This is a genomic window from Sphingobacterium sp. UBA6317 (assembly GCF_002440385.1).
Lineage (GTDB): Bacteria > Bacteroidota > Bacteroidia > Sphingobacteriales > Sphingobacteriaceae > Sphingobacterium > Sphingobacterium multivorum.
This window is the reverse complement of sequence record NZ_DJTD01000028.1, coordinates 73,773-88,671: the sequence shown is the minus strand read 5'-3', so window position 1 is coordinate 88,671 and position 14,899 is coordinate 73,773. Positions and strand designations below refer to the sequence as shown.

Sequence of the window (14,899 nt, the reverse complement as noted above, 5' to 3'; positions counted from 1 at the left end):
GGCCTCGACCAATATGCAGAAAGATGGTTAGATTGCTGTCGCAATTTACCCATCTTTTTTTCTGTTTATCTACTGGCTAGTTGCTGATCAAATTTAATGGCAAGTTTGTTTATCAACTTGAAGATCAGATCAGCTGTTAATTTCGCCGTTCTAGAATCGATATCAAAATGGGGATTAAATTCAGCAAAATCGACAGATTTTAAGTTGGGCAGATCCAGTAGAATATCGTAGATCGTAAAGAACAAATGATCGGGCACTATACCGTTAAATGCCAATGCACTTACTCCCGGCGCATAAGCTGCAGCGAAAGCATCAAGATCAACCGTCAAATATACATAATCTACTGATTTGGCAAAACGTACAATTTTGTCGCGAATGAAATCAAGTTTCTCAACGACCAGACTCTCTCGCCCTATAATCTGTACTTTCTTCGCTTTGGCATAGTCGAGCAATCCTTTGGTATTACTAATTTCTTGAATACCAATTGCCAGGTAATGAAATGGCAAACCTGCATTAGACTGGTCCTGCTCGATTTGATAGAAGCCCGTTCCCGAATTCCCTTTGCCGTCCTGCAATGGACGGATGTCTAAATGGGCATCCAAATTAATAATGCCTAGACTTTGATCACGGCTCTTAAGAAATTCTTTAACACCCAAATAATGGCCATAGGTTACTTCATGGCCGCCACCCAAGATGACTGGAAATCCTTCTTGTTCAAGAATACAATTTAAGGCAGAACCTAAACCCTGCTGCGACAGCTCTAAATCACTGTCTTTTATCAATATATCACCACAATCTTTAAGTTGTAGTTTATCTGAAAAATGTACAGGAAGGTTTGTTAAGACATTCCGAAGTGCTGTGGGTCCGTCCTTGGCTCCTACACGACCTTGATTGCGTCCGACCCCCTCATCGCTACAGAATCCCAGAAAAGCGAAGGACTGTCTTAAATCAGGCTGCTCGAGAAGATCAACACAATCCATTAATTGATGCCAACGCATCCATTCACGATCCTGGCCATCGGTACGCCCCTTCCATACCGCTTGGTCACCTTTACTATATATTTCTGGATTATTCAACAAAAAGTTCATTCGCTCTGATCAAATAATTGTTCAATAATATCGTCATCTACAAGTTGCGCGCGGGTAACTTGCAATGTTGTGTTTCTCTCCATTGCTCGATCTAGCGCCTGATTAGCTTCCTTATTTCTAGCCCAAGCGCGCCTAGCAATCCCATTATTGACATCAAAATACAACATCTTTTCCAATTTAACAGCTGCTTCTTCAGAGCCATCTAGTAGTAGACCAAAGCCTCCGTTGATAACCTCACCCCAACCGACTCCACCGCCATTGTGGATAGAGACCCAGGTAGCCCCCCGGAAACTGTCTCCGATGACATTATGAATTGCCATATCTGCTGTAAATTGACTGCCGTCGTAGATATTGCTTGTTTCCCGATAAGGTGAATCGGTACCGCTCACATCATGATGATCTCTTCCCAATACAATAGGTGCTTCAAACAAGCCACTTTTTACAGCGTCATTAAAAGCCTTTGCTATCGCAATACGTCCATTGGAATCTGCATAAAGGATACGTGCCTGAGAGCCTACCACAAGTCTATTTTTTCCAGCTTCTTTAATCCATTGTATATTATCTTGCATCTGCTGCTGAATCTCCGTTGGGGCTTCTGTTCGGAGATTTTCCAAAACTGTCATGGCTATTTCGTCTGATTTTTGAAGATCCGAAGCCTTTCCAGACGTACAAACCCAGCGAAAGGGTCCAAAACCATAGTCGAAACACATTGGGCCAAGAATATCTTGTACGTAAGATGGGTAGCGGAATTGATCCTTATCGTCATTCCATACCGCTGCACCAGCGCGACTGCTTTCCAATAGAAATGCATTACCGTAATCAAAGAAATAGGTTCCCTTGGATACATGCTTATTGATGGCATCGACATGCCGTATCAAGCTTTCTTGTACGCATTGCTTAAATCGATCAGGATCACTCGCCAATAAAGCATTCGATTCTGCAAAGGTCAGCCCCATCGGATAATAGCCTCCAGACCAAGGATTATGTAAAGATGTCTGATCAGATCCTACAGTGACGTGGATATTTTCGCGATCAAAAGCCTCCCACACTTCGACAATATTACCGATATAGGCAAAAGATACGGTCTCCTTTTGATCCATCGCCGACTGTACCTGTTCAACGAGCTCATCGATGTTTTCGATCAATCGGTCTACCCAACCTTGTTCATGCCGTTTTTTTGCAGCAGCGGGATTTATTTCAGCGCATACGGTGATACATCCGGCGATATTACCTGCTTTAGGTTGTGCGCCACTCATTCCCCCCAAGCCAGAAGTTAAAAATACTTTACCTTGAATTGTATCATTTGCTGTTAAATGTTTTCGGAAAGCATTCATGACCGTAATTGTAGTACCATGCACAATACCCTGCGGACCAATATACATATAGGAACCTGCAGTCATCTGTCCATATTGCGTAACGCCTAAAGCATTAAAACGCTCCCAGTCATCCGGTTTCGAATAGTTTGGAATCATCATTCCATTCGTTACAACGACACGTGGTGCATGTTGTGACGACGGGAAAAGACCCATGGGATGACCACTGTAGAGATGTAAAGTTTGTTCATCTGTCATCTGTGAAAGATACTGCATGGTGAGGCGATATTGAGCCCAATTTTGGAAAACAGCTCCATTCCCACCATACGTAATCAGTTCATGGGGATGTTGGGCTACAGCCGGATCAAGGTTATTCTGAATCATCAACATAATCGCTGCCGCTTGCTTGCTCTCTGCTGGATAGTCAGCTATCGGTCGAGCCTGCATTGCATATTGGGGCCTAAAGCGGTACATGTAGATTCGGCCGTAACTACGGAGCTCCTCTAAAAATTCAGGTGCTAAAACGGTATGCCATTGTTTGGGGAAATAGCGTAATGCGTTCCGTAAAGCCAGCTTCTCTTCCGACCGGGTGAGAATATCCTTTCGTCGGGGGGCATGACTTATGGTATGATCTCGCTCTACTTTTGGGGGCAATACGGTCGGAATACCTTCCGCCACCTCGTTCTTAAATGTATCTTCCATGTTATTATAATGAGAATACTTCCCGACCATTTTTCCATACTGCTGTAGGTTGCAAACTTCCTTGGTAGTAAGTAATATCCTGATAATTAGCTGTTTTAAATATACTGAAATCTGCTTTCATGCCTTTGGCTAACACGCCGCGATCCGACAGGTTTAAAGCTTTGGCGGCACGATAGGTTAATGCAGCAAGCAACTCAGCGTTCGTCAACTTCTCTGCTGTTGCCAAAATACTCGCACTTGTCAATAATTGTCCCATGGGTGCAGAACCCGGATTCCAATCACTTCCTAAGGCCAAACATGCACCTGCATCCAACAGCTTTCTAGCTGGCGTAAAACCACATCCAAGTCCGATGGAAGCCGCAGGTAGCGCCACCGCAACTGTATCTGAATGGGCAATAAGGTCAATTTCAATTGCTGTTGATGCCTCAAGATGATCCGCAGATTGGGCACCGAGTTCAACTGCAATCTGACTTCCCGAAGTTGTGAACTGATCGGCATGAATAGTCAGGTCAAAACCCATCGCTTTTGCTTTTTGTAAATATGCCACAATGTCTTCCCCTTGAAACGCTGTTTTTTCTATAAATGCGTCAATCCGGTTTGACAGCCCTTCTGATTTCAATAGCGGAAAAAGATCTGTTGCAATTCGATGAAGATAATCCTTTGGCGATCCGCTGAAGTCTCGCGGGAGCATATGTGCCGCCAAACAAGTTGGAACAAGGTCTGATGCCGTACGACGATCCGACTCCTGAATGACACGTAATATCTTCAGTTCTTCTTCAACATTAAGACCGTAACCGCTTTTAACTTCAATTGTTGTGATTCCTTGCCTTAACAGAAAATTTGCACGCTGGATCGTGAGATCAATCAATTCTGCTGCATCACAATCCCTTGTGTGTGATACCGTGCTCCAAATCCCTCCCCCAGCTGCCGCAATCTCCAGGTAGCTTGAGCCTGCATTTCGGAGGGCGAAATCATTCGCTCGATTACCGGCAAAAGCAATATGCGTATGGCAATCAATAAAGCCTGGCAAGGCGACCTGATCTCCTTCTACATGTACAAGTGCCACTTGCTTTCCCCATTGCAGTTGTAATCCCTCAAAGTCCGCCACTTCCATGATATCGTTACCTGCTATTAAAATACCTCCATCTTTAATAATAACTATTTGTTTATCATGGAGCGCCCCATTAACGGGCATATTTGACATGGTTAATATCTGCCTAAAAGGTCCAACTAATTTTAGCTCTTTTTCCATCCTTCTTCGTCTAAAACTCTTCAAATCTTTGTTTCAAATCCGCAGCAATTTCGCCCGTCGCATATTGACGATGCAATGTGATCAGTTCGCCCGATTTTACGAGCCTTAATGCTTCAGTCAACAGCTCTTCCATCGGTTGATCGGATTCGATATGCGGAATGGACTGACGAATTCTCGCATGAATAGCTTCCAATGCTGCAGTCGATTTTAATGGCTGACGATAATCCTTTGCCTGTGCCGCACATAACAGTTCAATGCTTAATATTTTATTAACATTGTCAATGACCTGTAGTAATTTTCGGCCGGAAATAGATCCCATACTGACATGGTCCTCTTGGCCTAAAGAGGTAGGAATACTATCTGCACTTGCAGGAAAACAAAGCCCTTTATTCTCACTTGCAATCGCGGCTGTGCTATATTGTAAGATCATAAATCCTGAATTGAGACCGGTTGATTTCATTAACAATTTTGGGACACCGTTGGTTTGACCTTCTAAAGACAAGTAAACCCTTCGATCCGAAATATTGCCGATTTCCGATGCAGCAAGTGTGGCATAATCCAAAGGCAAAGCGATTGACTGTCCGTGAAAGCTACCGCCACTAATGGTTAGTTCATCATTAATGATCACAGGATTATCGGTCACTGCATTTATTTCGATTTCTATGGTCTCCTTCAAATGAAGCCAAGCATTGCGTGATGCTCCGTGGACTTGAGGGATACAGCGCAAAGAATAGGGATCTTGTACACGGGAACAGTCTTTGTGGCTTTCTAAAATGGCGGAGCCATGAAGCATGTTAAAAATGCTTGCAGCGACATAACGGTTTCCGGCATGCGGGCGTAATTGATGTAATTCAGTAAAAAATGGTTTTATTGAGCCGTTTAAACCTTCAATCATTAAGGTCGCAATAATATCAGCATTCTGAAGTACACGATTTAACTCAGCAACAGCCATCACAGCATGGGCTGCCATAAATTGAGTTCCATTGATCAAAGCCAGACCTTCTTTTGCGCCCAAGTGCACCGGAGCCATACCATATTTTTCCAAAACGGTAGCTGTTTCCATAATTTCCCCTTCTACGTTGACTTTTCCTAAGCCAATCAAGGGTAAAAATAAATGTGACAATGGCGCCAAATCACCCGATGCGCCGACAGAGCCTTGCTTAGGTACCACAGGAATGATATGGTTTTCGATATGCCAAATAATCCGTTCAATTGTCGCATACTGAACACCCGAAAATCCTTGAGAAAGCGCGTGAACTTTAAGAATAAGCATCAATTTGGCCAAATCATTGGCGATAGGTTCGCCCATACCGACAGCATGGCTTTTTAGAATGTTTTCTTGTAGCAACTGCGTTTGACTTGCGTCAATAAGTGTGGTACACAAGGGACCAAAACCGGTATTAATCCCATAGACAACCTCACCACGCTCGACTATTTTACGGACATAACTGGCGCTCTGCTCGATCTTATTCTTGACTCCGGGTGATATTTCCCCCGTAACCGTTCCTTTTACTATGGCTAAGGCTATGGAGCATGTTAGCTGCCCACTGCCGTATAAAAATTTTTCCATCTTCCTATCTGCTTTACTCAAATGTACTTGCTATATTTGATAATTAGAAATACCATTTTTATCATCAATTGATAACCATGAATTATCAAGCTGCCCACTGCCGTATAAAAATTTTTCCATCTTCCTATCTGCTTTACTCAAATGTACTTGCTATATTTGATAATTAGAAATACCATTTTTATCATCAATTGATAACCATGAATTATCAAATAGAACTAAGACACTTACTGTATTTTAAAGTATTGGCAGAAGAGCTGCATTTTAGAAGGGCTGCCGAAAAATTGTTTATTGCGCAGCCGGGCTTGAGCAGACAAATTAAGCAGCTGGAGGAATCCTATGGCGTAGCACTTTTTGAGCGTAATAAACGAAATGTTCAAATGACGGAAGCTGGGATCTATCTCTTTGCGGAGGTGAAAGAACTCTTTAGGCACTTGGATCAGATTGAAACTCAACTTCAAAGCTTTGCCAATGGTAAAATAAGTACCTTAAAGCTGGGGTTTATTGGGTCGGCTGTTCAGACCATCCTGCCGGAACTACTACTCAATTTAAAACAGCAGCAACCTGATATCGAGTTATCACTTCACGAACTAGCGAATGAAACCCAGCTGGATCTGCTGGAGAAAAAAGAATTGGACTTAGGCTTTGTTCGTCTTTCGGAAACGCCACCTGGCCTATGTAGCCTGCCTATACATACCGAGCATTTTAGTCTCGTTTTACCCAACGATCATCCCCTATTGAATTCGCCGAAAGCAAGTCTTGACGCCTTAAAAGATGAATCATTTATCTTATTTTCCAAAAACTATAGCCACTCTTATTATGATCTCGTCATGAGTATCTTTAGTGATCATAAGTTTATCCCCAAAGTTACTTTGCGCACTGTGAATGCTTTGACCATTTTCAATATGGTTGCTCAGGGATTGGGTGTTGCCATTGTTCCTTCGTCTTTAAAGAACGGATACCATGTTGATGTCACCTTCCTTGAATTGAACGGTTTACCACAACGAACAACGCTCTCTCTAGTTTGGAATGCACAAAATCGCAACCCGGGTATTCCATTGGTCACCCAGATCATCACTTCACAACTAAAATACGGATATAATACGTCAAAGCGGGATAATTAAGGTCTAAGTCCATATTAAAACAATAAAGAATAAATTGTTCGGTAAGCTTGTTCGTGTATTGCATATCAGAAACAAATTTTCTAAGTTTGAGTTATTTACTAAACTTGATAAAAAAACAAATTATGATTTTAGAAGTAGCTGTATTGCAAATTATTGAAGGACAACAATCCAATTTTGAAAGAGACTATAAAACAGCTTGCCAGTATATTAGTGCGAGTAAAGGCTATATAACGCATTCACTACGTAAATGTATTGAGAAAGACAACCAGTACATTCTATTGGTCGAATGGGAAACGTTGGAAGATCATACCATCGGTTTCAGAGAATCTGCATTATTTAAGGAATGGGAAAAACTTTTACATCATTACTACGATCCGTTTCCAACAGTCGAACATTATGAAGTGTTAAAATAGTAGTTTTATCGTCCTTTTTCTATAATAATCTAGTATCTTTGTAGAAATTTTTGATATTCAACTTTTAACCCCTGTAGCGTCGCAAGCGTTACAGCTTTGAACAGAACAAGATGTACACAAAAGAAAAAGCAAAAGTAAATAGTTTTACGGTAGATCATACCAAATTAAAACAAGGGATCTACGCTAAAGCTTCTACCACCAATAACAGCAATGTTGAAAGTTATACAACTTACGACATTCGCATGATCAGACCGAATTCTCCTGAGCGTATGCTATCGCCTGAAGTCATGCATACCTTAGAGCATTGTTTTGCAACAGAAATTAGAACCATCTTAGGTGATGAGGTTATTTATGTTGGACCAATGGGCTGTTGCACGGGATTTTATGTTGTATTGGCTGGAACAGCGAAAACTCCTCAGAATGTGGCGGAATTGATGAAAGAAGTATTAGAGACTATTCTTACAGAAGGATACGAAGTACCTTTCCAAAACCCGATTAGCTGCGGAAACTACACATTTATGGATTTTCCCACCTCAAAGCAGGCTTGTGTTAACTTCTTAAATCTGATAACTGCCGGAGAATTGGCTTTTGAGTATCCATATATTGAAGAAAACTAAATGATCCTGAATAAAGATATTGAAACGATTATCTTGGTAGCAAATAAAAATGAGCTATCTTTTAATCCGACCAGTGAATCGACTTTTGTCTACGAAATTGGTGTAGGTAAAGTAAATGCTCTCCTAGCCGTTGCTACGCTTTATGAAGACATCAAAGCTTTAGGGATCAATCCTGTTCTTCTCAATGTGGGCACTGTGGGCTGTACAAGACATCCGATAGGACATGTTCTTTATCCGGCATACTATGCGCAAGGAGACGCGTATACAGATGGTTTTTTTCTGGAAAACACCTTGTTTTTTAAAGGGCAAGGGATTTTGGAATCCATTTCACGCGATGAATTTCGTTACGAAGATGCACTCTTGACATCGGATCGTTTTATCAATGTAAATACGGCTTTTTATCAGGATATCAAACATTTTAATCCTCTGGCATTTGATATGGAATCTTATGCCCTAGCGAATTTCTGTTTTCAAAAAAATCTCACCTTTCATAGCATTAAAATTGTTTCAGACAATTGTGATGGTACCGTTAAAGATTGGGAAAGCATTTTAGGGGAAATTTCAGGGAGATTAGGAGACATCCTCGATCAATTTATGAAAAAATTGAATCACGAAAAAGCTGCTGCTGTCCCTATATCGTAAGTTAATGAGATAACAAAAAGACCTGTAGAAATAGAGGTCTTTTTTGTTGCTATTTGGGCCGTACCGCTGCCCAAATTCCCCAACATTATTCCAATAAACTACCTTGTTCTTTCTTCAACAGCTGCCCCTACCGTCCTTCTAATTTGAATTTATCGAAACTATTCTTCGCCGAGGTTGTTCAGATAGTGGATGACAAGCCCATCGTTATAGTCAATATAACTCTTCCACACTGCAAATAAATCGATCTAATATTCTTATGAAGAAAAAGAAGAAAATAATAATTTCAAATAGACTGCCGATACAAATAGAACGAAAAAAAGAAAAATTAATCATCAAGCCGAGTGCGGGTGGACTTGCAACTGGGTTAAACTCCGCTTTTGATAGCGACGAAATACTCTGGGTTGGCTGGCCGGGAATCGTTCCGAAAGATGAAGAGGAAAAAGAAAAGATTGTTGAGCTGCTCAAACCGATGAGCTTACTTCCTGTTTTCTTATCAAAAGATGAAATCCGCAATTTCTACGAAGGTTATTCCAATGAGGTTCTCTGGCCTATCTGTCACTATCAGCCGAGCTACATTCATTTTGATCGCGAATATTGGTCTACGTATGTCACCGTGAATAAAAAATTTTGTGAAGCCGCTCTTTCCATCGATCAACTTTCGGATTTTATCTGGGTGCAGGATTATCAGCTTATGCTGCTCCCGCAACTGCTGCGTTCAGAAAACCAAACACTCAACATCGGTTATTTTCACCATATCCCCTTTCCTTCTGAAGAGCTCTTTATGAACATTCCACAACGTAAAGAATTGGTCGAAGGTTTATTGGGTGCGGATCTCATCGGATTTCATACGTTCGCTGATAGCCAGAACTTTCTAAACGCCTGCAAAAAAATACTGCATGTATCATCTGGTTATAATCAGCTGAAATATAAAGATCGCCATATCTTTGTGGAATCCTTTCCGATGGGCATTGATTTTGATAAATTCGTCCAAGTCAGCCATCAACCAAAAATTCAATCCATTGCAAGCCAATTTCGAAGCCACTTTCCCGACCAGAAGATTATTATATCGGTCGACAGGCTCGATTATAGCAAAGGGATATTAGAGCGATTACGAGCTTTTCTCACCTTCCTTGAAAAATACCCCGAATGGCATACAAAAGTTGTCTTATATATGCTTATCGTGCCATCAAGGGATAAAGTGTCGCAATATAAGAAGCTGAAAGACGAGATTAACCGAAAGGTGAGTGAAATCAATTCCATTTATGGAAATTTAAGCTGGACGCCAGTATTATATTTTTACAAATCACTTCCATTCGAGGAGCTGGTTGGATTATATGTTGCATCTGATATCTGCATGATTACATCGAAGCGCGATGGGATGAATCTTGTCAGTAAAGAATATATCGCCAGTAAAACGTTATCAAAAGGTGTGTTGATTTTAAGTGAGTTTGCGGGCGCTTCCAAAGAACTTGTTGACGCCTTGATTATCAACCCCTATAATCGAACGGAAACTGCTGACAGTATTTACCAAGCGCTTAAAATGCCGCCCGAAGAAGTTCAGGAACGTACCGATGCCAATATTCAGATTATACAGAAGTTTAATGTACAGCATTGGGTGCAACTATTTACCAATCGCCTGGCTGAAACCAAAGCCATCCAGCGTGATGAATGGGCAAGGCGGATTTCAGATAAAGTGTTCAGTAGTATTTCGGAACGATACAGTAAAAGCAGCAATAGGCTCTTTTTCCTGGATTATGACGGCACTTTGGTCAAATTCCAGAACCACGCCCAAAAAGCAACTCCGACGACCTTATTGTACAACCTCTTGGATAATATTATTTCAGACCCACTTAATACCTTGGTCATCATAAGCGGGCGCTCGCAAGAAAGCTTATCGTCTTGGTTTGACGGTCGGTCTTACTATTTGGTTGCCGAACATGGCATTTGGTCAAATTTCCCAAATTTCAACTGGTCATATAAAAAAGGACTGGCACTTCATTGGATGCCCGAAGTAAAAAAATTGATGGAAAAATTGGCCGACCAAACTCCAGGCGCATTTATTGAAGTCAAGCCTTATTCGTTGGCCTGGCATTATAGAAAAGTAGAATTAGGCTTGGGCGAACTTAAAGCCACTGAATTAAAAGAGATTTTAAACCCGATGCTGAATGATTATGGCTTACAGTTACTTGACGGAAATGCGGTCATTGAGGTTAAAAATACGGAAGTTAACAAAGGTAAAGCAGCATTGGAAATTGCAGGTCATATAAAAGCAGATTTTATGTTGGCCATTGGCGACGACATTACCGATGAAGACCTATTCCGTTATCTTCCTCAATCGACGATAAGTATTAAAGTTGGTAGCAATAAGTCTGCGGCAAAATATTATCTGGATGAACAAGAAGATGTTCTTCAATTTTTGAATCAACTTATCATAAAATAATGAACGAAAATACAATGGAAAAAAGACATACCTATCAATCTGGAATCATTGGCAATTGTTCCTATATTGCGCATGTCGGTATGGATACCAATATATCTTGGCTGTGCTGGCCCTCTTTCGAAGATAGCTTTGTATTTGGCAGTATGCTCGACAAACAGCAAGGCGGGCGCTTTGAGATCAGCTCAGAGGAACCTATTGTCGAAACCAAGCAATACTACATCAAAAACTCCAACGTGCTCTGCACGGAAATCCATACAGCGTCCTATGCCTATCGCGTTACGGATTTTGCCCCTCGATTTGAACAATTCGGACGATATTTTAAACCTTTGATGTTGGTCCGGAAGATCGAACCTTTATATGGGGTCCCCAGTGTAAACGTTAGGTGTCATCCTACTGGCGACTATGGCCGATTGGCACTTAAACCAACCCGTGGAAGCAATCATATCCTGTATAGTAACGACCAGATCGGAGAACGAATTCGCCTTACTACGGATTTGCCCATTTCTCATTTCTTTCAAGAGGAGAGCTGGACCATCATCAGTGAGAATAAATACCTTGTATTGACCTATGATGCTGCTTTCGAATCAGCTATCGCAGGTACCTGCGAAGATTTCCTCCATAAGACAATTAGCTATTGGCAGCGATGGATTAAAAGATGTAGTATTCCCAACATCTATCAAACAGAAGTTATTCGATCCGCTTTGGTGCTAAAGCTCCATCAATATGAGGACACAGGAGCAATTATAGCAGCTTCAACAACAAGCTTGCCCGAGTACCCTGGTTCTGGCAGAAACTGGGACTACCGCTATTGCTGGGTACGGGATAGCTACTATGTGCTAACGGCACTGACGCATATCGGTCAATTTGAAGAAATGGAAAGCTTTGCAAACTATATTGCCGGCATCACACATCGTAATCCGGGAAGGCTTCAACCATTGTACGGTATTCTCGGCAATTCCGAGCTTACGGAACATATTTTACCCTATCTAAAAGGATATCAGGAAAGCGGTCCAGTGCGAATCGGGAACCAGGCGTTTGAACATATCCAAAATGACGTCTATGGTCAGGCTATGATTGCATTGTTGCCTCTTTTCACTGATCAGCGTTTTAAAATCCATGAAAACAAAAATGTCTTAGGCTGGGTGAATTTTATTCTGGAAAAAATAGAAGCCACAATCGAGGAAAAAGATGCCGGCATTTGGGAGTTCCGGAACTTTGCCAACCATCACTGCTATTCGAATCTTTTCCAATGGGTTGGATGCAAAGCTGCCCTATTAATTGCACGCCAAAATGGTTATCAGGATATGGAGGATCGCGCGAATGTTCTCCTAAAAAAGGCAGAAGCTTACATTGAAGCTTGTTATGACGAGGAGCGAAAAGTCTATCAAAACGCATTAGACAGCCGAAATTTAGATGCAAGCACCTTACAGCTTATTGTTATGGATTATCTTGACCCAAAATCGGACCGTGCACGTCATCACCTCGAGATGCTGGAAAAAGAATTAAAAGGCGAAAATGGACTTTTTTATCGGTATAAGCATCAGGATGATTTTGGCCGCCCCAAATCCACGTTCTTGGTCTGTGCATTTTGGTATGTAGAAGCCTTGGCCTGCGTAGGGCGTGTGGAAGAAGCGAAAGAGATTCTCGAACGTTTGCTGACCTACAGCAATCACTTAGGTCTGTTCAGCGAAGATGTTACGGAAGATAACGGTAGCCAATGGGGTAATTTCCCTCAAGCCTATAGTCATGTTGGATTGATGAATGCTGTTTACCGCCTGGCGATAAAATTGGATAAACCAATTTTTCATTAACATAAAACAAACATGAAGGTGTTAAAAAGTCAGGTTAACACCTTCGGTTTGAGCATTCGAAAGCGCTATCGGTGCTTATATTTACAGGCGCTTATATTAGGGTCTGTTTGTAGCGATCAAAATGCTCACAGATTTCTTCCACCCCAATTTGTTTACCCATTAAATCTATAAAACGGTTCTTATACAATGAGAAAATATATAATCCTGTTGCCAAGCTTCCCACCACAAAAATACCTTCCTGCTCGTTACTTTTGACCAGTTTATTATTTAGATGACATTCCTTAAGCAATGGTATATCATAAGAAGACCATTTCCCCATTTTATCTTTTAGTACCAACCCAATATTTTTTGTTCCAGTCATCGTAATTTGCTCCTTTCTTAAAAAGCGAACATCAGTAATTGTCTAAATGTTTGCATCATTTGCTGATTCCAGCAAAAATGCGTCTTTTATACACAGTATCAAGTATAAACACGTTATATAAAAAAAGCATGTTTTCACCATTATGGTTTGAAAACATGCTTTTATTAAGTCTGTACGAGATTAATCTATCTTTTGCCAGGCAGATAGATCTGAAAACCCAAACCTACCCCCAATCCACTCGCTCCACTACCCGTATTGATATTGGCTTTACTGTAGTTATAACCGAAGGTGGATTCCAAAGCCACTGTCCTGGTAATAAAATGTGCATAACCCACATTCGCTCCTACGGCCAGTGCAACATCTTTCCCTTTCGAGCTACCCGAAATCCCGATGTCTCCCTGCCCAAAGAATCTCCCTGTAGTTGAACCTGCATTGGGGAAGTAATAGCGTACAAAAGGTGCAACCCCATATGTCCATTCATTATCAGCATCCTTTACCGTGGCCAAACCTAAGTTGGCTTGCGCTCCGATGGCCAAACCATCCGAAACAAAATAGCCCGCTCTCGGTTGAAGTGCAATGTTAAACGATTTTGCTTCAAAGCTGTAGCCTAGATTACCGATCGATCCACCGACCATCCAGTTTCCTTGCTTTATAGGTTCGATGCCTACCTCCGATGACATCTGTGGCGTGGTCTCAATTTTCTGCGCATGGGCCTGATACCCAATACCTGCTGTTATTAATAAAAGAAGTGTCGATTTTTTCATATATATGTATGTTCTAAATTACTTTAATTTAATAACAAGGTCAATAAATGAAAAGTTTTAAATTTATCATTAAAATATGGATACCACCTTTTAATAAAAAAAACAACCATTCAGTTTTAATTGCTGTTCTTTATTAAAAAGATGATGAATACAGCAATTCAATTTGGTGATTCTATTTCACAGTCATATTGGAGAAACTCCATGTACATGAACGAAATAGACCCTCTAGACAACGATCCAAGTACCGACGATGGTACTTCTGTACGGAAGCAGCCTCAAGTCCCTTCCCAAGAAGACGTAACTCCTGACCTATACTATCCTGAAAATGCAGAGGGGCCTGATCCAAGCGAAGAAGAACAACGCGATCGTAGTAATAAAGAAAAAATTAATACAGAAGAGGATCAAAAGAAAGAGCAACCGGACCATTCAGAAGAAGATATTTATGGTGCTGATCCGGATCAAAAGAAAGAGCAAAAAAACTCCCTTAATTAAGGGAGTTTTTTTATCAGATATATTGATAGGTCGACGAGATGGTTACGGTTTTGATTTACTATTATTGATACTGTCTTTCCTAAGTGTGTCTGCTAAACTCGTATCTTTCTGCATGGTCATTTTTTGCTGTTCGCTTAAATTATACCGGGTTTCGTCGGCATCAGTAGGTGCAATGTTGTCTGACTGACCGCTTCCCTCAGTTTGATTTTTGGTCGAGTTTTGGCACGAAAAGAATAGTGTAGCGCATAATATCGCTCCTAAAGTTAATGTGAATCTTTTGCTCTTTTTCATAGTCTATTTATTTTGTGTTAAT

14 protein-coding genes are annotated in these 14,899 nt (G+C 41.1%); 7 read left to right on the top strand and 7 right to left on the bottom strand.

Annotated features, from left to right (window positions below; genetic code table 11):
• Positions 1 to 65: 65 nt before the first annotated feature.
• Genes hutG through hutH form a run of 4 tightly spaced genes read right to left on the bottom strand, consistent with a single transcriptional unit; the run spans position 66 to position 5,925 of the window.
• Positions 66 to 1,088, bottom strand: a complete 1,023-nt coding sequence (gene hutG, locus B3E92_RS08435; RefSeq protein ID WP_112374088.1) for a formimidoylglutamase — start codon at positions 1,086 to 1,088, stop codon at positions 66 to 68.
• The gene (locus tag B3E92_RS08430; RefSeq protein WP_286896215.1) at positions 1,085 to 3,103 is read right to left on the bottom strand and encodes a urocanate hydratase; all 2,019 of its coding nucleotides are present in this window, start codon (positions 3,101 to 3,103) and stop codon (positions 1,085 to 1,087) included. Before B3E92_RS08430 ends, hutG begins: the two co-directional genes overlap by 4 nt.
• A 4-nt stretch (positions 3,104 to 3,107) precedes the next feature.
• Positions 3,108 to 4,307, bottom strand: coding sequence for an imidazolonepropionase (gene hutI, locus B3E92_RS08425; protein WP_286896211.1), 1,200 nt, complete (start codon positions 4,305 to 4,307; stop codon positions 3,108 to 3,110).
• A 58-nt stretch (positions 4,308 to 4,365) separates the two neighbouring features.
• Positions 4,366 to 5,925, bottom strand: coding sequence for a histidine ammonia-lyase (gene hutH / locus B3E92_RS08420; protein WP_286896208.1), 1,560 nt, complete (start codon positions 5,923 to 5,925; stop codon positions 4,366 to 4,368).
• 197 nt (positions 5,926 to 6,122) lie between these two features.
• On the opposite strand from hutH, the gene B3E92_RS08415 reads away from it, so the two are divergent.
• From B3E92_RS08415 to B3E92_RS08390, 6 genes are all read left to right on the top strand, one after another.
• Positions 6,123 to 7,046, top strand: a complete 924-nt coding sequence (locus B3E92_RS08415; protein WP_070563954.1) for a LysR family transcriptional regulator — start codon at positions 6,123 to 6,125, stop codon at positions 7,044 to 7,046.
• A gap of 122 nt (positions 7,047 to 7,168) precedes the next feature.
• Entirely contained in the window at positions 7,169 to 7,459 is a 291-nt protein-coding gene (locus B3E92_RS08410; RefSeq protein WP_046673491.1) for an antibiotic biosynthesis monooxygenase family protein, read from the top strand.
• Positions 7,460 to 7,569: 110 nt separating this feature from the next.
• Complete coding sequence (locus tag B3E92_RS08405; RefSeq protein WP_046673492.1) at positions 7,570 to 8,076, top strand: S-ribosylhomocysteine lyase; 507 nt, start codon at positions 7,570 to 7,572, stop codon at positions 8,074 to 8,076.
• Entirely contained in the window at positions 8,077 to 8,718 is a 642-nt protein-coding gene (locus tag B3E92_RS08400) for a hypothetical protein (RefSeq protein WP_046673493.1), read from the top strand.
• Between the two features lie 256 nt (positions 8,719 to 8,974).
• Positions 8,975 to 11,158, top strand: coding sequence for a bifunctional alpha,alpha-trehalose-phosphate synthase (UDP-forming)/trehalose-phosphatase (locus tag B3E92_RS08395; RefSeq protein ID WP_286896206.1), 2,184 nt, complete (start codon positions 8,975 to 8,977; stop codon positions 11,156 to 11,158).
• Complete coding sequence (locus B3E92_RS08390; protein WP_070563945.1) at positions 11,158 to 12,969, top strand: glycoside hydrolase family 15 protein; 1,812 nt, start codon at positions 11,158 to 11,160, stop codon at positions 12,967 to 12,969. The genes B3E92_RS08395 and B3E92_RS08390 overlap by 1 nt, the downstream gene beginning before the upstream one ends.
• A 91-nt stretch (positions 12,970 to 13,060) precedes the next feature.
• On the opposite strand, the gene B3E92_RS08385 is transcribed toward B3E92_RS08390, so the two are convergent.
• Complete coding sequence (locus tag B3E92_RS08385) at positions 13,061 to 13,330, bottom strand: hypothetical protein (protein ID WP_046673496.1); 270 nt, start codon at positions 13,328 to 13,330, stop codon at positions 13,061 to 13,063.
• Between the two features lie 185 nt (positions 13,331 to 13,515).
• On the bottom strand, positions 13,516 to 14,094 hold the full coding sequence (locus B3E92_RS08380; protein WP_286896205.1) for a hypothetical protein: 579 nt from the start codon (positions 14,092 to 14,094) through the stop codon (positions 13,516 to 13,518).
• A 141-nt stretch (positions 14,095 to 14,235) separates the two neighbouring features.
• Between B3E92_RS08380 and B3E92_RS08375 the strand changes: the two genes are divergently transcribed.
• Positions 14,236 to 14,586, top strand: a complete 351-nt coding sequence (locus tag B3E92_RS08375; RefSeq protein ID WP_147282038.1) for a hypothetical protein — start codon at positions 14,236 to 14,238, stop codon at positions 14,584 to 14,586.
• Between the two features lie 42 nt (positions 14,587 to 14,628).
• Here the strand turns inward: B3E92_RS08375 and B3E92_RS08370 are convergent, their stop codons facing one another.
• A complete protein-coding gene (locus tag B3E92_RS08370; RefSeq protein ID WP_070563936.1) occupies positions 14,629 to 14,877 on the bottom strand; it encodes a hypothetical protein in 249 nt (82 codons plus the stop codon).
• Positions 14,878 to 14,899 lie beyond the last annotated feature (22 nt).